At 61.7% G+C, this 18,084-nt stretch carries 19 protein-coding genes and 4 tRNA genes; 14 read left to right on the top strand and 9 right to left on the bottom strand.

The window, feature by feature from the left end; genetic code table 11:
* Positions 1-4 precede the first annotated feature (4 nt).
* From FHU29_RS21905 to FHU29_RS21895, 3 genes are read right to left on the bottom strand one after another with little or no spacing between them, the layout of a single operon-like run.
* The gene (locus FHU29_RS21905) at positions 5-1,270 is read right to left on the bottom strand and encodes a glycosyltransferase family 87 protein (RefSeq protein WP_064438720.1); all 1,266 of its coding nucleotides are present in this window, start codon (positions 1,268-1,270) and stop codon (positions 5-7) included.
* Between the two features lie 57 nt (positions 1,271-1,327).
* Entirely contained in the window at positions 1,328-2,932 is a 1,605-nt protein-coding gene (locus FHU29_RS23775) for an alpha/beta hydrolase (RefSeq protein WP_064438721.1), read from the bottom strand.
* Positions 2,933-2,947: 15 nt separating this feature from the next.
* Complete coding sequence (locus FHU29_RS21895; RefSeq protein WP_064438722.1) at positions 2,948-3,715, bottom strand: pyrimidine reductase family protein; 768 nt, start codon at positions 3,713-3,715, stop codon at positions 2,948-2,950.
* Positions 3,716-3,749: 34 nt separating this feature from the next.
* Here FHU29_RS21895 and zapE point away from each other — a divergent pair, with 34 nt between their 5' ends.
* Positions 3,750-4,775 carry a cell division protein ZapE gene (zapE, locus tag FHU29_RS21890; RefSeq protein ID WP_064438723.1) on the top strand — a complete coding sequence of 342 codons (1,026 nt, stop codon included), beginning with the start codon at positions 3,750-3,752 and terminating at the stop codon, positions 4,773-4,775.
* Here the strand turns inward: zapE and FHU29_RS21885 are convergent.
* Entirely contained in the window at positions 4,772-5,353 is a 582-nt protein-coding gene (locus FHU29_RS21885) for a GNAT family N-acetyltransferase (protein ID WP_083962095.1), read from the bottom strand. The genes zapE and FHU29_RS21885 overlap by 4 nt on opposite strands.
* Before the next feature lie 220 nt (positions 5,354-5,573).
* Here FHU29_RS21885 and FHU29_RS21880 point away from each other — a divergent pair, with 220 nt between their 5' ends.
* Positions 5,574-5,747, top strand: coding sequence for a hypothetical protein (locus FHU29_RS21880; protein ID WP_183377649.1), 174 nt, complete (start codon positions 5,574-5,576; stop codon positions 5,745-5,747).
* Between the two features lie 84 nt (positions 5,748-5,831).
* On the opposite strand, the gene FHU29_RS21875 is transcribed toward FHU29_RS21880, so the two are convergent.
* Positions 5,832-6,437 (bottom strand): TetR/AcrR family transcriptional regulator, encoded by a 606-nt coding sequence (locus FHU29_RS21875; protein ID WP_083962096.1) that lies wholly within the window; start codon positions 6,435-6,437, stop codon positions 5,832-5,834.
* 74 nt (positions 6,438-6,511) lie between these two features.
* Between FHU29_RS21875 and FHU29_RS21870 the strand changes: the two genes are divergently transcribed.
* Positions 6,512-6,952 (top strand): DUF6463 family protein, encoded by a 441-nt coding sequence (locus tag FHU29_RS21870; RefSeq protein ID WP_183377648.1) that lies wholly within the window; start codon positions 6,512-6,514, stop codon positions 6,950-6,952.
* 136 nt (positions 6,953-7,088) lie between these two features.
* Here FHU29_RS21870 and FHU29_RS21865 read toward each other — a convergent pair.
* The 3 genes from FHU29_RS21865 to FHU29_RS21855 all read right to left on the bottom strand — a co-directional run bounded on the left by FHU29_RS21865 (position 7,089) and on the right by FHU29_RS21855 (position 7,347).
* Positions 7,089-7,163, bottom strand: a tRNA-Val gene (locus FHU29_RS21865).
* Between the two features lie 15 nt (positions 7,164-7,178).
* A tRNA-Cys gene (locus FHU29_RS21860) sits at positions 7,179-7,249 on the bottom strand.
* A gap of 25 nt (positions 7,250-7,274) precedes the next feature.
* A tRNA-Gly gene (locus FHU29_RS21855) sits at positions 7,275-7,347 on the bottom strand.
* 243 nt (positions 7,348-7,590) lie between these two features.
* On the opposite strand from FHU29_RS21855, the gene FHU29_RS21850 reads away from it, so the two are divergent.
* Positions 7,591-7,662, top strand: a tRNA-Val gene (locus FHU29_RS21850).
* A gap of 65 nt (positions 7,663-7,727) precedes the next feature.
* Here FHU29_RS21850 and FHU29_RS21845 read toward each other — a convergent pair.
* Positions 7,728-7,925: a CsbD family protein gene (locus FHU29_RS21845; RefSeq protein ID WP_064438725.1), complete on the bottom strand. Its 198-nt coding sequence runs from the start codon at positions 7,923-7,925 to the stop codon at positions 7,728-7,730.
* A gap of 241 nt (positions 7,926-8,166) precedes the next feature.
* Here FHU29_RS21845 and FHU29_RS21840 point away from each other — a divergent pair, with 241 nt between their 5' ends.
* The 10 genes from FHU29_RS21840 to pdxT all read left to right on the top strand — a co-directional run bounded on the left by FHU29_RS21840 (position 8,167) and on the right by pdxT (position 18,015).
* The gene (locus FHU29_RS21840; protein ID WP_232322856.1) at positions 8,167-8,625 is read left to right on the top strand and encodes a TIGR02611 family protein; all 459 of its coding nucleotides are present in this window, start codon (positions 8,167-8,169) and stop codon (positions 8,623-8,625) included.
* Between the two features lie 91 nt (positions 8,626-8,716).
* Positions 8,717-10,774, top strand: a complete 2,058-nt coding sequence (gene thrS, locus FHU29_RS21835) for a threonine--tRNA ligase (protein WP_064439077.1) — start codon at positions 8,717-8,719, stop codon at positions 10,772-10,774.
* A gap of 2 nt (positions 10,775-10,776) precedes the next feature.
* Complete coding sequence (locus FHU29_RS21830; RefSeq protein WP_157094890.1) at positions 10,777-11,328, top strand: ATP adenylyltransferase; 552 nt, start codon at positions 10,777-10,779, stop codon at positions 11,326-11,328.
* A 102-nt stretch (positions 11,329-11,430) separates the two neighbouring features.
* The gene (pgsA, locus tag FHU29_RS21825) at positions 11,431-12,081 is read left to right on the top strand and encodes a phosphatidylinositol phosphate synthase (protein ID WP_064438727.1); all 651 of its coding nucleotides are present in this window, start codon (positions 11,431-11,433) and stop codon (positions 12,079-12,081) included.
* Positions 12,078-13,004: a phosphatidylinositol mannoside acyltransferase gene (locus FHU29_RS21820; protein ID WP_064438728.1), complete on the top strand. Its 927-nt coding sequence runs from the start codon at positions 12,078-12,080 to the stop codon at positions 13,002-13,004. Before pgsA ends, FHU29_RS21820 begins: the two co-directional genes overlap by 4 nt.
* Positions 13,005-13,111: 107 nt before the next feature.
* Entirely contained in the window at positions 13,112-14,245 is a 1,134-nt protein-coding gene (locus tag FHU29_RS21815; RefSeq protein WP_064438729.1) for a glycosyltransferase family 4 protein, read from the top strand.
* Positions 14,246-14,261: 16 nt separating this feature from the next.
* A complete protein-coding gene (locus tag FHU29_RS21810; RefSeq protein ID WP_064438730.1) occupies positions 14,262-15,299 on the top strand; it encodes an NUDIX hydrolase in 1,038 nt (345 codons plus the stop codon).
* A 121-nt stretch (positions 15,300-15,420) separates the two neighbouring features.
* A complete protein-coding gene (gene pdxS / locus FHU29_RS21805; RefSeq protein ID WP_013806608.1) occupies positions 15,421-16,341 on the top strand; it encodes a pyridoxal 5'-phosphate synthase lyase subunit PdxS in 921 nt (306 codons plus the stop codon).
* A 61-nt stretch (positions 16,342-16,402) separates the two neighbouring features.
* Positions 16,403-17,227 (top strand): acyl-CoA thioesterase, encoded by an 825-nt coding sequence (locus FHU29_RS21800; protein WP_064438731.1) that lies wholly within the window; start codon positions 16,403-16,405, stop codon positions 17,225-17,227.
* Positions 17,228-17,397: 170 nt separating this feature from the next.
* Positions 17,398-18,015: a pyridoxal 5'-phosphate synthase glutaminase subunit PdxT gene (gene pdxT, locus FHU29_RS21795; protein WP_064439079.1), complete on the top strand. Its 618-nt coding sequence runs from the start codon at positions 17,398-17,400 to the stop codon at positions 18,013-18,015.
* Positions 18,016-18,084 lie beyond the last annotated feature (69 nt).

Genomic DNA, 18,084 nt, shown 5'->3' with positions numbered 1-18,084 from the left:
CTGCTCAGGGGGCAGGCGGTGTCCGGTACTTCGTGGGCACGCCCGCGTACTCCACGTCGTCGCGAATATAGGGCGGGTCGAGTCCCTGATCCAGCGTGCCCGCTTTCCGTGCATCGAGATAACGGTTCACGAGCACGGTGCAGACCACGATCAGCAGGAGGCTCCACCCGAGCGTCGTGCGGAGGAACTGCAGCGCTTCACCCGTTTGGCGCCACGGCACCGAGTACCACATGTCAAACGTGAGGAAGCCGTATGCCGCGAGCCACGCGGGCCAGTTCCGCATCACCGAGCGTTTCATGACCACTGTCATTAGCAGTGGGAAGATCAGCATCGAGTAGTACATCTGGCCGAGCGACCCGAGCAGGAACTGGGCAGTGAGGATCACGCCCGACGCTGTGCACAGGAAGAAGAGTTCATCGTCGCGGTAGTAGCGGTAGAGAAGCCAGAGCGACGTGAGGGTGATGACCGCGAAGAGTCCGCGAAGTCCGAGGACCATCCAGTCAGGCAAGCCGTAGTAAACCGCGTTGCCGGAGATTGCACTGTTGAAGTAGTCCCTTGATTCGGCTAGGTAGGGGACGGTTTCGCGCACAAATCGCCCGGGGTCTTTAGACAGCGGCCAGGCGATGGCCGTGAGCACCAGTGGGATCCCGAAGGACGCCGCAAATGGCTGCCACTGTTTCTTGATGAAAGGGAAGATCAACAGTGGCGCCAAGATCGGTTTTATCGCAATCGTTAACCCCATCGGCACCCCAGCCCACCACAAGCGGCGCTCGAGGAGGAACTTCAGAAAAAGTACCTGCGCGAGGAAAATCAGCCCGTTGATGTTTGTGTAAATGAGAGTGTTAGATACCGTCTCGGTGGAGAACATCGCGAAGATCGTGATGGGCATCGCGACGGACTTCAGGCCGTAGCCGAACATCTTCAGCAGGTAGTAGGCGGCGATCAAAATCCCGATGGCGTTGATCACGATATACAGGCGGCGCGCAAGATCGTAGTCGAGATAGCCGAGCGGAGCGATCATCAGGGTGCCGCTGGGCGGGTAGAGATAGTGCGGGTCTGTCCAGTTGAAGTTGCCGAGGTAGACATCGGTGTAGTTGATGAAGTTGACAGCTGCCGTGTAGATCGGCAGGAAGTCGTTGGTCACTGCACCGTTGAAGGCGAGGATGACAGTGCGGTGAATGACCGTCATCACGGCGAGCGGCCACATCACCATGCTGATGATGTCCGCCGTGTTCAAAGGCGACCTTGACTTCAACTGTGAGGGAAACACGCAGGTAAACTACCCCAAGTCGGACGCGGATGCGGTATGCCCCGCCGCACGTCACATTTACGCCGGGCAGGTATTGTCCTCGGGCACCCGGCCGTTGGTGATCATCGCTGCGATGAGCTGAGCGCCGCACTGAGAGTGGAGAAGCACGCCGTGCCCCATGCCTTGCCAGCCAAGCCGGAAGGTTGCGGCGCCACTCGCCAGCAGTGATCCTCGCAGATCAGCGCTTGTTCCAGTACCGGACCAGGGGTCGTTTTCTCCTTCCGCCAACAGGGCGGGGGCGGACAGTTCGTCCGGGAGTTCGACAGGGTCGATCGCGGGCCACGCTGCACAGAGCAACTGCCGCAACGCGAGAACCTCGCCGACGTGGGGATAGTCACTGCTCCACCCGCCGAGAAGCTCGCGGATGTTCTCGGGGACGGCACGTGTGGTCGCGTCGCTGCATTGGCCGATGAACTGACCATCATCGCCCATGATCGAGTGCATGTCGTAGCTGAGCTGAATCAGGCCATCAGCGGTGCCCCCGCGAGCCGCGGCAAGTGCCTGGGCGAGCCGCTCCATCCGGTCGTTCGGGGGCTGGCTGGTTTCGCCGAGAGATCCGAGTATTGCGGTCACGACGGCCCCCGGTGTCAGCGGTCCTGCCTGGCCGTTTGCGGCTTGCTCAAGGAGGCTACGGATCTCGCCGAGGGCGTCAGGCCCCAGCGGACAATCGATGGATTGACAGTACGAAGCGAACGTCCCTAACGCAGCTTCCGCGCCTTCCGCTTGCTGGGCCGCAACAGCGAGTGAATCAGCACCCGGCATCGAAGGACCCGATTCGGCCACCGCCGGTGCCGAGTCGATGATCAGCCGCGAGACGCCGCCCGGGAACAGCGCAGCATAAGCCAGCGCCACCACGGCGCCATTTCCCACTCCCGCGACCGCGAGCGTGTCGACACCCCAGAAATCACGCAGCGCATTTAGGTCATGAGCGGCGTTGGTTGCGGTGAAAAGAGTCTCCAGAGGTTCGATGTGGTCGGTGCACGCTAGCGTCGAGTCGCGCCCCACAGTTGCCGCCGCGTCAACAGGATCGCGGCCGGGTGTTCCCGCACCTAGGTCGATCTGCTGCTCCTCCAGAGCGCGGGTGAAACAGCTGACGCGATCTGAAAAGCCAGTTCCCCGCCTGTCTACGGCGACAATGGGCCGTTCAGCGAGAATCGCACCGCTCGTATCCACCATCGTGGCGAGCGCACGGGAGGCTGGCTGTGAGGCGCCCGTCGTCAGAACCAGCGGGGCCACATTCTCAGGCGTCTCGGCTAATCGCGCCCGTGTCAGCCCGATGTTCAGCCATTCCGCTACCCGCCCGTCCGGATCTGAAGGCACCGCGAAGGAGACGCATTCGAGAGTGACTCCGGGCAGATCGACGTCGAGGTTGTAGTGCGCGAGAACCGTCGCTGTGCAGTCCTGCCAGCGCATCGCAGTCTGGGGCGCTTCCAGTTCCGGCGGTGCGCCGTCAGGTGCTTCGTCACGCGTACCAGCTGGCGGAGGGCCGTAATCAATTGCGACGTCAGGCCTGTTCGACGGAACCGCCCCACAGGCCGAGGCGAACAAGCAGGCCCCCAACAAAAGGGCGAGCACTGCCCTGCGCCTTAGCGGTGAGTGGTCGACGGTGGCGCGGTTCTGCACCTGCGCGCACTCCTTTCACTGGCCTGGCGATTCCTGGGACCGGACCCAGCGTGTGAACACCGTTCCGTCATCTCCTGACAGCGTATGCGCGAGTCGCATTCTCCGCTGCTGCGGCAGTTCACCGGTTGCGATCCTGCCGCTGCTCCCAGCCGTAAGCACAGGAGTGACGCTCAAACAGAGGTCATCTACGAGGTCTGCGGCCAGCAGCGCGCCCAGCAGGCTGGGTCCGCCCTCGCATAAGACCTTTCCACGATTCGAAGAACGGAGAATCCGGAGGATCTCATGGCTATCGAGGGTGCCGGTCGGGCCAACTCTGATTTTGTTCACCTCGGCCCCCGCCGCGCGCAGCGCTGCGATGGCGCCTTGTGGCGCTTGCTCACTGGTGAAGATCAGCGGAGGGACAGCGGTGTCAGTGAACAACCGCGAGTGCGGGTCAAGGTTCGCGCTTGCGGTCACGACTGCGATTTGCGGGACAGCTGACTGCCCAGCCTCGAGCCGTCGCTGCCGAGCATCGTCACTGATGGCAACGCCGCCGTAGTTTTCCGCCCGGACCGTTCCCGCGCCTACAACGACGACGTCGGCAAGTTCCCGCAGAAGACCGAACAGGTGCTTGTCCGTTTCGCTCGAAAGCGCCCCAGACAAACCTCCTGAGGTAACAGCTCCGTCGATGCTCGAAACGAAGTTCACTCGGAGCCATGAAGATTCGGGGTAGCGGTAGATCTGGCGAAGCTCGGCATCGTCGCAGGTAGCTGTGAAATCTGTCGCACATTTGAGGTACTGCACAGTGTCTATCTGACCACGCGGATACGATGCACGAATGACTGAGCGCCTGATTGACCGGAAACCGGTGATCCCCGCTGATCAACTGGTGGCTCAAATGGTGCCGCCGCCGATGTTCAACGACGTCAGTTTTGACTCGTACATTCCGGATCCCAAGGAACCATCTCAGTCCCAGGCAGTGCAGACCGCGAGTGAGTTCGCCAGCGAAGTGGCGAAACGCAAAAAGGGCAAGCGCGGTCTGTTCGGGCGCAAATCGAAGAGTACGACTGGCAGCGGGCTGTACCTCGATGGCGGCTTCGGCGTCGGTAAAACACACTTGCTCGCATCGATCTACCACGCTGCCCCCGAACCGAAAGCCTTCGGCACATTTGTCGAATTGACCCACGTCGTGGGTGTTCTCGGCTTCATGAAGGCGGTCGATGAACTGGCCAGCCACTCTGTGCTCTGCATCGACGAATTTGAACTTGACGATCCCGGCGACACGATGCTGGTGTCGCGGCTCCTGACGGAGCTTTCGGCGCGCGGCGTCTCAATCGCCGCGACCTCGAACACTCTTCCGGGGCAGCTCGGCGAGGGCCGCTTCGCCGCGCAGGACTTCCTCAGAGAGATACGCAAGCTGGCGTCAGTGTTCGAGACGGTACGCGTCGACGGGCCTGACTATCGCCACCGCGACCTGCCACCGGCCCCCGAACCTACAGATCCCGCTGAGCTGGAGAAACGAGCGGCCGAAACGCCCGACGCCACCCTCGATGACTTCGACGAGCTGTGCGAGCACCTCAGCAAGCTGCATCCTTCCCGCTACGGCAAGTTGGTCGAAGGCGTTTCCGCCGTCTTCCTCGACAATGTCGGTCCTGCTGACGATCAGGCCGTCGCGCTTCGTTTCGTGGTGCTCGCAGACCGGTTGTACGACTCGAGCATCCCCGTGATCGTGTCGGGCGCACGGCTGGACGAGATCTTCACCGAAGAAATGCTCGCAGGTGGCTATCGCAAGAAGTACCTGCGTGCGACATCACGTTTGCTTGCCCTGTCTCGTTTCGGTGCCGCCGCGCACAGCAACACCTAAGGCGTTATCTGCAGCGACAACGCGAATATGAAATCGTGTTCAGTTTCCGCGCCGACGGTGAACGTCTTTGTGCCGGCCTTGGCGAAGCCACTTTTCTGGTAAAAGCGCTGGGCCCGGACGTTAAGTTGGTTGACCCCGAGCCACAGCGTGGCTGCGCTCGTCTGGCGCGCGTACTCGATTGCACTGCGCATCAGCAGTGTCGCCGCACCGTTTCCGTGATGGTGGGGGAGAACGTACAGCTTGCTGAGTTCGATCGCCGGGCCTTCGGGGAGTGAATAAGTACTCTCGCCTGGCGGCAGACCCTCACGCAAAAGCGCATAGCCGATAGCTGCGCCTTGCTCCCTGGCTACAAAAACCGCGACCGTGACGTCTTGCAGGTACTCGGTGAACCGCGCAGGGGAGAGGTTACGCGTGATGAACGTTGCGATGTCCGCTCTGGTCGTGTGGGGCGGGCAGGCCAGAGGGAAAGTGACTGCCGCGAGGTAGGCGAGTTCACCGGCGTCGGAAGGCGCTGCACGCTCAATTCCCAGGTCCGCTGGAATCACGTCGGCTGGCGCGGCTGAAGCAACGTCCGTCATCTGCGGGACCCTTTCGTGAACTCATCGTCTTCCCTCAAACCTTGCACGAAAATCTTGCACTCGTCACGTGCAGAGAAAGTTACGTCGATCGGCCGCGCGGGCGATGCGTTTCTCGACAGATGTTGGGGTGGACAGCATGGGTGCGGTGGGGTTTAAGGGCGCGGTTGCGGGTAATTCAGAGTCATCCCCGGCGACTGGACCGGGAGGAGGGAGAGTAGTCATGACTGACAACGGCGGCGAACGGCTGACGGAGGAACCGCAGGAGGAACGCGGTGCACCGGGCTCGCGGGACAAGGGGAGCCCTGGGCCTGGAGGAGGACCGGCAGACCGGCCTGCGGGTTCGTTTGACGACGAGGAGATGCAATCCACAACCGAGGAGGAGCCGACAAAGTGAAGGCCGCCCGGGTCCTAGTCGGTTCGGACTCAACGGGTGGTGCGCGACACCGGTGAAAAGGTTCCCGGATCGTGGCAGCAAGTGTCAGCGATTCTCATCCCGCGCGCCCGGAACAAGCTGCTCAATGATGTGGACTGCGAATGCCTGTGCCGCCGGTCCTTCTGTTGCAACCTCAGGTACTTCATCGGCGGCGATGCGCTGCAGCTGGAGCCAGCCAAGGTAGGTGGCGTACGCCAGAACCGCCTGGAGCCTGGCGGTTTCAGGTGTTAGGCCGAGGTCGGCGTATCCGCGAGTCAGGATGTCGATGCGCCGCGCGTTCACCCGCTGGATAGCTGCTGCGACTACGGGATCGTCCGGCTGCGCATATATCGCCGGTTCCAAGTTCGGGATGCTCGCGTCATTGACGTCGGCCAGTGCAATGAGGAAGCCGGCGCGCATCCTTTCCACGGGGTCTGCGATCTCGGCCATCGACCGCTCGACGCGTCCGGTCTCCAATTCCTCCCAGGCGATCATCGATTTCTCGATGAGGTCGCGACGGTCCTTGAAGTGCCAGTAGAACGAGCCTCGGGTCGCGCCGAGCTCGGTCGCAAGGTTGTCTACCGCGACTGAGGACACCCCGCCTCGCGCGATTGCGCGCAGCGCCGCATCGATCCACATCTGCTTGGTCCACTTGCCCTTCACCACATCCATACACTACTGTATTGAATATACATACAGTAGTGTATGGATGCCATGTATTGCCGATGCGCAATGGGGGCGAGAGCATGATCAGAATCGCGGCGTGGCTCATGGTGCTGTATGCAACCGCGCACACTGTCGGCGCGTTCGTCGTCGAGGACGCTGCTCGTCACGTTCCTGCGTGGTTCAGCGGGGAGCTGTGGGGTGAAGATTTCTCCAACATGAGCCCAGCGGGGAGTGCCCTGTGGCTGACTCTGGCCAGCTTTGCTCCACCGCTATTCATCCTCGGGCTGCTCCTGCTGTGGCTTCATCGGCGGCGTATCACCCCGCCTGCCTTCGTCGCCTGGATGCTGGGGGGCCTGACCATGATCGACGGAGTCATTAATCCCTTCACTCCGTGGCCGATTCTCCTGCTCGCCAGCGTCCTGTTACTGATAGGGATCCGGCGGGCGAAACGCGAGAATGACAGGCCGCATGACAGCGTGACCGATGCTTCGCGTCTAGGTCATTCGCGTGAGGTGGGATGAATGGCGCCACGTTCTCCGGGGATCTGGCTGTAAGGCTGGCCAGCCGCGGCCCGGTGCGTCTGCGGCGCTGCCCTCGCACGCCTATTGCACGAACGAGAAAACCCCAGGTCAGAAATGCTCTGACCTGGGGTAACTATGGTGCGCGATACTGGGATTGAACCAGTGACCTCTTCCGTGTCAGGGAAGCGCTCTCCCACTGAGCTAATCGCGCGGGAACCTCGTAAAGAGGTGGAGACGGGAATCGAACCCGTGTACACGGCTTTGCAGGCCGTTGCCTCGCCACTCGGCCACTCCACCGTAGGGGGTCAAGCCCAACGTCTTGAGCGGATGACGGGATTCGAACCCGCGACCCTCACCTTGGCAAGGTGATGCGCTACCAGCTGCGCTACATCCGCATGCTCCGTGCCGCCCGGGTTGGTTCCGTTCGGCGGTGCGGTTGAGAACATTAGCTGAACCCAGCCGCTGAGACAAATCCCTAGCGTGAGAGCGGTGTGTTGCGATCTGCCTCGGGCTGCGTCGCCCGCCGGTTGCGGTGAAGCGCTGCGCACGCAGATATTGTGAGGACGAGACTGTTGGTGGCCACCGCCGCCTCGTGCTATCGTTTCGTCCGCATCCGGGCTTAATGCACGGCACTCTTTGGTCCCGTAGCTCAGTGGGAGAGCGTTCCGTTCACACCGGAAAGGTCGCTGGTTCAATCCCAGTCGGGACCACACGAAAGAAACGTAAAGCCCCCGGGCCCTATGGGCAGCCGGGGGCTTTTGCGTTCAATGGTCAGTTAGTTTCCGGTGGCCTTGTCAGCGATTTCGTTCGCCTTGTCCTTGGCCTTCTCGGCGCCCTTCTTAACTGAGGACTCGGCCTGATCGGCCTTGCCTTCGGACTTCAGTTCGTCATCGCCCTTCGCGGCCCCGGCAGATTCCTTTGCCTTGCCAGCGAGTTCTTGAGCCTTGTTGCTGATCTTGTCGCCGATACCCATGCTTCGGAATCCTTCCGATCGATTGGTTCGTGCATGGCGCTTTGAGCGCCAGCGCCCAGTCTGCCGAGACGGACAGCTTTTCGCCACATTTTTGCGAGGTATGTATGGGATGTCTGGTATGTCTCTATCTGTCCGCGCAGGCCGGGTTGGCTAGCTTCTCGAAGTACCGGCACAATGGGTTCATGATTCCGCGGTGGAACTGTGGTTCCGCACGATTTTTGCTCCATAGGTCGACTGGGGCATGAATAGATCAACCGGCCCCGAATTGGCGACTGAACCAACCGGCACTCCCCGTCATCGCCCCTTGCTCGCGGGCGCCCTGTCGGTGCGCTCGTTCATCAAGAGTCATCCTCTTTCTGCCCTCGCCTACCGCACTCTCATCGGCGCTCTGGGCGCGCTGGTGGTGATCGTCGGGATTATTCTCATCCCGTATCCGGGACCAGGCTGGCTCATCGTGTTCACAGGATTAGGTATCCTTTCCACGGAGTTCGCTTGGGCCCGGCGTGTCCTCAGATACGGTATGGCCCGATATCACGCGCTACGCGGGTGGTATTCGCGCCAGCATCTGCTGATCCGCTTCCTGGGCGCTCTTGTCACGGTCGCCGTCACGGTGGTGACGCTGTGGTTCTTCGGAGTGCTCGGCCTCTTTGCCGGGTGGTTCGGTATCGACTGGCCGTGGCTCGAAGGTGTTTTGATGTAATGCCCGGCGCAGCCGTCGTTGAAGGTGGCGGCCGTAATGGGCGCGAGTGATCCGTCCATTCTGGACAGATGCAGATGAGGAGATTCGCACTGTGACGACGCCCGTGACTCGTTCCCAGGCCCAGCGCGTAGCCGTGCCGGCCGGGACGGCGGCCGGGCGGGCGGTATTCGACGCCGGCCTGCCGACCAAAGGTGCGGACGGCATTGTTGTGGTGCGCGATGCGGACGGGACCTTGCGAGATCTCTCCTGGACGCCCGATTCGGACGTTGAGGTTGAGGCTGTCGCGGCGGATACCGAAGAAGGCCGCAGCGTAATTCGCCATTCGTGCGCTCACGTGTTGGCGCAGGCCGTGCAGCAAGAGTTCCCCGAAGCGAAGCTCGGTATCGGCCCGCCGATCAAGGATGGTTTCTACTACGACTTCCGGGTGGATCGCCCGTTCACACCGGAAGACCTCACCCGGCTCGAAACGCGGATGAAGAAGATCATCAAGCAGTCACAGCGGTTCTCTCGGCGAGTGGTCGAATCGGTGGAGGCAGCGCGCGAGGAATTGGCAAAAGAGCCCTTCAAGCTGGAACTGATTGATGACAAATCGGGTGTGGATGACCCTGAGGTTATGGAGGTCGGTGGCAGTGAGCTGACGATCTACGACAACCTCGACCCCCGCAGCGGGGAGCGGGTGTGGGGCGACCTGTGCCGCGGACCGCACACTCCTACGACGAAACACATCCCAGCGTTCAGGCTGACCCGCACTTCTGCCGCGTATTGGCGTGGCGATCAGAGCCGCGAGGATCTGCAGCGCATTTACGGCACAGCTTGGGAGTCCCAGGAAGCGCTCGACCGCCACCTTGAACTCCTGGCCGAAGCGGAACGGCGTGACCACCGCCGCGTCGGCAACGAACTCGACTTGTTCAGCTTCCCGCACGAACTAGGTTCTGGCCTGCCGGTGTTTCATCCGAAAGGCGGCATTGTCCGCAAAGAGATGGAGGACTACTCCCGCCAGCGCCACATCGAGGCCGGCTACGAGTTCGTCTATACCCCGCACATCACCAAATCGGATCTTTATCAGGTATCGGGTCACCTCGACTGGTACAAAGACGGCATGTTCCCGGCGATGCACATCGACGCGGAACTCGATGACGATGGGACAGTCCGCAAGCCCGGCCAGGACTATTACCTCAAGCCGATGAATTGCCCGATGCACAATCTGATTTTCGCCACGCGTGCCCGGTCCTACCGTGAGCTGCCGCTGCGAATGTTCGAGTTCGGGTCGGTCTACCGGTATGAGCGTTCTGGTGTGGTGCACGGACTGACTCGGGTGCGCGGGATGACCCAGGACGACGCGCACATTTATTGCACTCGGGAGCAGATGCACGACGAGCTGACCAGCATTTTGCGGTTCGTCCTCGACCTGCTCAAGGATTACGGTCTCGACGATTTCTACCTCGAGCTGTCCACCAAGGATCCCGAGAAGTTCGTCGGTTCGGACGAGGTGTGGGAAGAGGCCACACGCACGCTCGAAGAGGTCGGTAAAGCTTCTGGTCTGGAACTTGTGCCCGACCCGGGCGGGGCCGCGTTCTACGGTCCGAAAATCTCTGTGCAGGCTAAGGACGCCCTCGGTCGCACTTGGCAGATGTCGACGATCCAGCTCGACTTCAACATGCCCGAGCGCTTCAGCCTGGAGTACACCGGCCCCGATGGGAGCCGCCAGCGCCCAGTGATGATTCACCGCGCTCTGTTCGGTTCGATTGAGCGGTTTTTCGGCGTCCTGACGGAGCACTACGCGGGCATGTTCCCCGCATGGCTTGCGCCAGTGCAAGTAGTGGGCATCCCCGTTGCGGAGAAGCATGAAGAGCACCTATTTTCGGTGATCTCGCAGCTCAAGTCGGCCGGGATCCGTGCCGAAGTAGACGTCAGCGATGAGCGGATGCAGAAAAAGATCCGCAACCACACGACCGGCAAGGTTCCATTCATGCTTCTCGCGGGCGACCGTGACGTAGAAGCTGGAGCAGTGAGCTTCCGGTTCCATGACGGCTCGCAGCTGAATGGGGTGCCCGCAGACCAGGCGATAGAGACCATTACGGGCTGGGTGTCGGGCCGGATTAACGCAGCCCCCGCCGCGGAGACACTGCGCGTAAACGGGGCCCCTTGATCGTGGACCACGACCAGCTCGTCGACTCTGGGGTAGGTGTGCCCGACCGGCTGCAGCGTATCTGGACACCGCACCGCATGTCCTACATCGCAGACTCATCTGTCCCGGAAAAAGACGAGGGATGCCCGCTGTGCCGGATCCCGCAGATGAGCGACGAGGAAGGGCTGGTTATTGCGCGGGGCAGCACGGTTTACGCAGTACTGAACCTCTACCCGTACAACCCGGGGCACCTGATGATCGTGCCTTACCGTCATGTTGCCGACCTCACCGAACTCAATGAAGCGGAAAGCAGTGAACTCACCGCGTTCACGCAGGTGGCGCTGCGAGTAATCCGTGGCGTGTCGCAGCCCCACGGATTCAACGTCGGCCTGAACCTCGGTGGCGCCGCAGGGGGCTCATTGTCTGCGCACCTCCATCAGCATTTGGTCCCGCGCTGGGTAGGAGACGCGAACTTCATCACCGTGACCGGTGAAACGAAAGTTCTGCCACAGCTTTTGCGGGAAACGCGATCGCTTCTCTCCCTGGCTTGGGAGACGCCGCAAACTGAGACGTAACTCGCGTGCGAGGCGAACGTCGGCGGGCCCGGCGCGCTTTCGCGCCTGTCCGGTTATAGGCTCTCGGTAACGTTCATCCATTCATCACGGAAAAGGGCTGTCATGCTTAGCGTTTTCGGGCGACCGTCGGTGTCGAAAGTCACCGCGCCACTCGGAAGGGCGCTGGTTCGTGCGGGTATTAGCCCGGATGCCGTGACTATCGCCGGCACAACCGCTACGGTTGCGGCTGCTCTCACGCTGTTCCCGACCGGCCACCTCTTCTGGGGTGCCGTAGTCATCGCCTTATTCGTTCTGTTCGATCTCGTTGATGGAGCAATGGCCCGGGCCCGGGGCGGTGGCACGCCGTATGGGGCTGTGCTTGATGCGACGTGCGACCGTATCGCGGATGGTGCGATCTTTGCGGCACTAGCGTGGTGGGCGGTCTACCACGAAGAGTCCAGGCCCCTCGTAGCTGCAACACTGATCTGTCTGGTGACCTCCCAGGTGGTCTCCTACGCGAAGGCGCGTGCGGAGGCGAGTGGCCTCACGGCTGACGGCGGACTGATTGAGCGGTCAGATCGTTTGGTCATCGTGCTTCTCGGTGCGGGCTTCACCGGGATCGGCGTGTTCTGGGCGATCCACGTCGCAATGTGGCTGCTCGCCGTCGGCAGTGTCCTCACTGTCATCCAGCGCGTGGCGGCCGTTCGGCGTGCACCCGGCGCGCTCACCGTGATGGCCGAAACTCAGCCTGAAACCCCTCAGGAGCCTCAATGAACGACTCACCTGCGATGGTGGACAGTTTGTCGGACTACGCATTTGCGACGGGGTGGCGGCTCGTTCGTTCGCTGCCGGAGCCAGTTGCCGCCGGAGTGTTCAATTTTGGCGCCGACTATGCGGCGCGCGGGGGCGGCCCAAACCAGTTGCGGCAAAACCTCGCCCGGGTACTCGGTACCCACCCAGTCGCGGTCCCAGATGTGTTGATGCGTGCTGCGATGCGCTCGTATGCGCGTTACTGGCGCGAAGCCTTCAGACTGCCCTCCATGGACCTCGTTGAGGTAGCCCGGTCAATCGACGAGAGTGTGCACGGCCGCGAGAATTTACTTGACCCCCACGCGAGCGGACGGGGTGTCGTGCTCGCGCTGCCTCATAGCGGCAACTGGGATCTCGCCGGGGTGTGGCTTGTTCACACCCTTGGCAGGTTCTCGACTGTGGCGGAGCGGCTCAAGCCGGAGTCGCTGTATCAGCGCTTCGTGGACTACCGCGAGTCGTTGGGGTTTGAGATCTTCCCCACGAGCGGTGGCGAGCGACCACCTTCGCTGGTGCTCAAGGAACGGTTGAGCGAAGGTAAGGTCGTGTGCCTCCTAGCGGATCGCGACTTGACTGCGGCGGGAATCCCGGTGGACTTTTTCGGTCAGCGGACCAGTTTTCCCGCTGGCCCAGCCAAGCTCGCGCAGGAAACGGGCGCAGCATTGGTACCGGTGCACTGCTGGTTCACACACAACGGCTGGGGCTTCAAAGTGGAGCCAGAGATCGACTTGGCTCAGGGAGTTGCCTCGGCAACGCAGGAACTGGCAGATGTCTTTTCCCTGAACATTGTGCGGTATCCGGCAGACTGGCACATGCTGCAGCCGCTCTGGTGGGAAGACCTGTCGCCGGAACGACTCGTCCGGATGGGAGTGCCGACCGGAGCGACTTAGTGCACGGCGCACAAGAGTGGAGAGACAATCGAGTAGGGGAGCCCGGGCAGCTGGGGATCCGGGATCCGTAGCGGATGGGGAGATATGCCGGCGAAAGAGCATGCGTTGTGAAGATCGGGATGGTCTGTCCTTACTCGTTTGATGTGCACGGCGGTGTTCAGGCGCACGTGGCTGAACTCGCTGGAGTCCTCATCGAGATGGGACACACCGTGAGCGTGCTGGCGCCCGCTTCCGATGATGTTGAACTTCCGTCGTATGTCGTCTCAGCTGGACGGGCACTGCCGATCCCATACAACGGTTCGGTGGCACGGCTGAGTTTTGGTCCCGTCGCCTACGCTCGAGTGCGCCGCTGGCTCACTGAGAATCAGTTTGACGTGGTGCACCTGCACGAGCCGAACGCGCCAAGCCTGTCGATGCTCGCATTGAGCCTCGCCGATATCCCTGTTGTGGCGACCTTCCACACGTCGACAACCAAATCGCTCGTGCTCAGCACTTTTCAGCCCGTCCTACAGCCTTTGCTCGAGAAGATCAACGGCAAAATCGCGGTCTCTGAGTTGGCCCGGCGCTGGCAGATCGAGTCTCTGGGATCAGACGCTGTCGAGATCCCCAACGGGGTCCATGTCGGGTTTTTCGCCACCGCACGGCCGCTTCCGGGATATCCCCGGCCTGGGAAGACCATTCTTTTCCTCGGTCGCTACGACGAGCCCCGTAAGGGCATGGCGGTGTTGGTGAAGGCATTGCCTGAGTTGGTGGAGCGGCACCCTGATCTCGAGGTCCTCGTCGTGGGCCGCGGCGACGAAGCGGAGCTGCGCGAGGAGCTCGGTCCGCTTGAGCGTCATTTTCGCTTTCTTGGGCAAGTTACAGACGCGGAAAAGGCAGCGGCATTGCGCAGCGCCGACGTCTATTGCGCACCCAATCTCGGCGGTGAGAGTTTCGGCATCGTTCTCGTCGAAGCCATGGCCGCGGGCACACCGGTGGTGGCGAGTGAACTCGATGCGTTCCGCAGGGTTCTCCGTGATGGGCGGGCGGGGTGTCTGACACGAACCGGCAGCGCCAGCGATCTTGCCCGCGGAATCGACCGCGTCCTCGCCGACGACGAATATCGTGAGGAGATCATTTCAGGCGCTAGCGTTGCTGTCCTCCATTACGACTGGAGCGTAGTTTCACGGCAGGTCCTGCGCGTCTACGAAACGGTTGTCATGACAGCGCCGGCGCCACCGAAGCCGCTGCGTCGGGCATGAGAAGGGGGGATGGTCGATGACCTCGTGGTGGTTTCTCCTCCTCACTGCGGCCGTTGTCGCGATTGTCGTCATCACGGTTGCCTGGATCATGACGACGGCGAGTCGGCTGGACCGGCTCCATATCCGGTACGACAAGGCATGGCAGGCGCTCGATGCCGCACTGGGCCGCCGCGCTGTCGTTGCACGCTCGATCGCCGACGCGCTTACCCGCGCTCCCACGGATACTGACACCTCAGTCCGGCATGCCGACAAATTGAAGCGTCTGTCCCTGCGCGCGGAGCGCGCTGACCGCGATGACCGGGAGGACGCCGAGAACGCGCTCTCCGCCGCGCTCGCGCAGATTCGGCCTGCATCGCTAAGTCCGCAACTCGCTGCGGAACTCGCTGATGCCGAGGCGCGAGTCCTCATAGCACGGCGCTTCCACAATGATGCTGTTCGAGACATCGCGACGCTGCGCCGACGCCGTCCGGTGCGCTGGCTTCGTCTCGCTGGTACCGCGTCTGAACCACTGCATTTCGAGATCGCCGAGCGGGAACTTTCCCCGCAGTTCGAGGCTGCAGCGCCGCGCAGCTCCGCTCGAATCGTGGTGCTTGACCAGCACGATCGAGTTTTGCTGTTACGCGGACGGGATCCCGAGGGGTCTGGGGAGTTCTTCTGGTTCACTGTTGGCGGAGGAGTGGAGCCAGGGGAGTCGCTCCGCGAAACCGCCGTACGTGAGTTACGTGAGGAAACCGGGTATGAAGTCCCGGCGAGCGCCCTCCGAGGCCCGGTGTGGAAGCGCTCAGACGTATTTTCGTTTAATGGAACAGTGATGCGAAGCGAGGAAGAGTTCTTCGTCGCGCGGACTGGGGAGTTCGTCCCGTCGATGACTGGTTTGACGGACTTGGAGAATCGTGTGGTCAGCGACTACAAATGGTGCACGCCTTCCGAAATGGAAACGCTCGCTTTGGCTGGTGAGAAGGTATACCCCGAGGAACTCCCCAATCTCGTCAGCGAAGCGGTAGCTGTTCTCGACGGTGAGCGGCAAGACCTGGCACCCCGCCGAATCCACTAACTTGGGGTGTGGAATGGGCCGGGCTTCGCACTTGCGGAGTCGACCTCATAGGATGAAACCCCGAGTACTTTAGACCCCCAACAGACCCCCAACCTTGACGCCATATGCAGGAGAGACTTTCGTGAGCGCAACCCCGACCAATTCAATTGACGCCGGTCTGCCTGTCACCGGCACGGCCAGCGTAAAGCGCGGTATGGCTGAAATGCTCAAGGGGGGCGTGATCATGGACGTCGTCACGCCCGAGCAGGCCAAGATCGCGGAGGATGCCGGCGCGGTTGCCGTAATGGCGCTTGAACGGGTGCCTGCTGACATCCGGGCCCAGGGTGGCGTCGTCCGGATGAGCGACCCCGACATGATCCAGGGGATCATTGATGCGGTATCCATCCCAGTGATGGCGAAAGCTCGCATTGGGCATTTCGTTGAGGCGCAGATCCTGCAGAGTCTGGGCGTTGATTACATTGACGAGTCGGAGGTGCTGACGCCCGCCGATTACGCCAACCACATCGACAAGTGGCAGTTCACGGTGCCGTTCGTTTGCGGTGCGACCAATCTTGGCGAGGCGCTGCGCCGGATCACCGAGGGCGCGGCGATGATCCGGTCGAAGGGCGAGGCTGGTACCGGTGATGTGTCGAACGCGACCACTCATATGCGTGAGATCGGCGGAGCCATCCGTCGGCTGACGTCGTTGAGCAAGGATGAGCTTTTCGTTGCGGCGAAGGAGTTGCAGGCACCTTACGAACTCGTCGCCGAGGTTGCTGCGGCGGGCAAACTTCCCGTAGTGATGTTCACCGCGGGCGGTATTGCTACGCCCGCTGACGCGGCGATGATGATGCAGCTAGGCGCGGAGGGCGTCTTTGTCGGCTCCGGAATCTTCAAGTCCGGCGATCCCGTCAAACGTGCCGCCGCGATCGTCAAAGCAACCACATACTTTGACGATCCAGATGCGCTGGCGAGTGTTTCACGAGGGCTCGGCGAAGCGATGGTGGGTATCAACGTCGACGACCTCCCACAGTCGCACCGGCTCGCGGAGCGTGGCTGGTAGCGCACTCAGGGAGATCTCTGAGAAGTGCCCAGGAAAACTTCACTGACGGGAGCGCGAGTACATGGCGAGGATTGAAGAAGTCCTAGAGCTCGAGCAGATCGACCGCGACATCTACCGTGGCGCGCCGATCGAAACGATACTCCAGCGGACGTTCGGTGGGCAGGTGGCTGGGCAGTCGCTGATCTCAGCTGTGCGCACTGTCGATCCTGAGTACACCGTGCATTCACTTCACGCATACTTTTTGCGGCCGGGAAAGCCGAAGATCCCGACCGTGTACCGGGTGGAGCGAATCAGGGAAGGTCGCTCGTTCTGCACTCGCAGAGTTAATGCGCTTCAGGACGGCGAGATCATCTTCGTGATGTCAGCCTCGTTTCATCGCGGTGACAAGGGCCCCGAGCATATGGATGAGATGCCTCCGGTGCCCAAAGCGGATGATCTGCCCGACTCAGCTGACGCGGCAGAGTTCCGTGATCGCTGGGAGCTGAAGGAGTGGTCGAATTGGGACTTGCGCATTATCCCGGTTGACCAGACCGAAATGCATCCGCGCCTGGCTGCTCAACAGCGAGTGTGGATGCGGTATCGGGCACCGTTGCCCGACGACCAAACCACCCACGTCTGCACGCTCGCCTACATGAGCGACATGATGCTTCTTGGTTCAGCGCTGGTTCCTCACCGTGGTGTAAAGGTCCAGATGGCGTCCCTCGACCACGCGATGTGGTTCTTCCAGCCATTCCGGGCGGACGAGTGGCTTCTCTATGACCAGACGTCGCCGTTTTCGGGGTCTGGCCGGTCGCTGACGCAAGGCCGGATATTCGACGCGCGGGGCAATATGGTCGCCGCGGTGGTCCAGGAGGGCCTCACGCGCTGGCTCCAAGAGCAGGGATGACCGTCGGCAGATTCCAGCGCTTATAACCGTTTGCCCACCTTCGAGCGACAATTTCGACCGCCTGAGGCGATGTCGCTCGGAGGTGGGCAAACGGTTTCGCGGTAGGCATTGGTTCTGGCCGTCACATGTGAGGCAGGCCACTCTCTATGGACGACTATCCTGGCTCGGTGATGTCCACACCGTTGATAGGCGTACTTGCGCTGCAAGGCGATTTCCGCGAGCACATAGCCGCCGTTGAGGCGTGCGGTGCCCGTGCGATTGGTCTGCGCCGCCGAGAAGAAATCGATGCCATCGACGGCCTGGTGATTCCGGGTGGTGAATCCACCACGATGAGTCGGCTGCTCACTGCTTTCGAACTCCTCGACCCGCTGCGCTCACGGCTGAAGGAAGGGCTCCCCGCTTTCGGCTCGTGCGCCGGAATGATCATGCTGGCGAGTGAAATCCTCGACACGCGACCGGATGCGCAGCACCTGGATGCCCTTGATATCACGGTGCGGCGCAATGCCTTCGGCCGTCAGGTCGATTCATTCGAAGAGGACCTGCACATCGACGGAATCGAGGGCGGACCTGTTCGGGCTGTGTTCATTCGCGCGCCGTGGGTTGAGCGTGTCGGCCCCGATGTCGAGGTGCTTGCCAGAGTTGAGGCGGGCCCCGCGCAAGGGCGCATCGTGGCGGTGCGCGAAAACGCGGTAATCGCTACGTCATTCCATCCGGAGGTGACCGGGGATCTGCGAATACATGACTTGTTCGTACAGACGGTCCGTGGCTCTACCCTTAACAGCGGGTAACATCGGCTGACTGAAGAACTCCGCTTACTCTCTGGTGCCACAGGAACTCGGGGAGAAGCACGAACGCCG

It is taken from the genome of Hoyosella altamirensis, assembly GCF_014191505.1.
Lineage (GTDB): Bacteria > Actinomycetota > Actinomycetes > Mycobacteriales > Mycobacteriaceae > Hoyosella > Hoyosella altamirensis.
Note: the sequence above shows the minus strand (reverse complement) of the source record. Positions and strands in the feature narration are given on the sequence as shown.

Excerpts from the sequence above, each read along its gene's own strand:
- zapE (WP_064438723.1), top strand. The coding sequence starts at position 3,750 with ATGACTGAGCGCCTGATTGACCGGAAACCGGTGATCCCCGCTGATCAA.
- FHU29_RS21810 (WP_064438730.1), top strand. The coding sequence starts at position 14,262 with ATGACCTCGTGGTGGTTTCTCCTCCTCACTGCGGCCGTTGTCGCGATT.
- pgsA (WP_064438727.1), top strand. The coding sequence starts at position 11,431 with ATGCTTAGCGTTTTCGGGCGACCGTCGGTGTCGAAAGTCACCGCGCCA.
- FHU29_RS21800 (WP_064438731.1), top strand. The coding sequence starts at position 16,403 with ATGGCGAGGATTGAAGAAGTCCTAGAGCTCGAGCAGATCGACCGCGAC.
- FHU29_RS21880 (WP_183377649.1), top strand. The coding sequence starts at position 5,574 with ATGACTGACAACGGCGGCGAACGGCTGACGGAGGAACCGCAGGAGGAA.
- FHU29_RS21840 (WP_232322856.1), top strand. The coding sequence starts at position 8,167 with ATGAATAGATCAACCGGCCCCGAATTGGCGACTGAACCAACCGGCACT.
- FHU29_RS21870 (WP_183377648.1), top strand. The coding sequence starts at position 6,512 with ATGATCAGAATCGCGGCGTGGCTCATGGTGCTGTATGCAACCGCGCAC.
- FHU29_RS21885 (WP_083962095.1), bottom strand. The coding sequence starts at position 5,353 with ATGACGGACGTTGCTTCAGCCGCGCCAGCCGACGTGATTCCAGCGGAC.
- FHU29_RS21845 (WP_064438725.1), bottom strand. The coding sequence starts at position 7,925 with ATGGGTATCGGCGACAAGATCAGCAACAAGGCTCAAGAACTCGCTGGC.
- FHU29_RS21875 (WP_083962096.1), bottom strand. The coding sequence starts at position 6,437 with ATGGATGTGGTGAAGGGCAAGTGGACCAAGCAGATGTGGATCGATGCG.
- FHU29_RS21820 (WP_064438728.1), top strand. The coding sequence starts at position 12,078 with ATGAACGACTCACCTGCGATGGTGGACAGTTTGTCGGACTACGCATTT.
- pdxT (WP_064439079.1), top strand. The coding sequence starts at position 17,398 with ATGTCCACACCGTTGATAGGCGTACTTGCGCTGCAAGGCGATTTCCGC.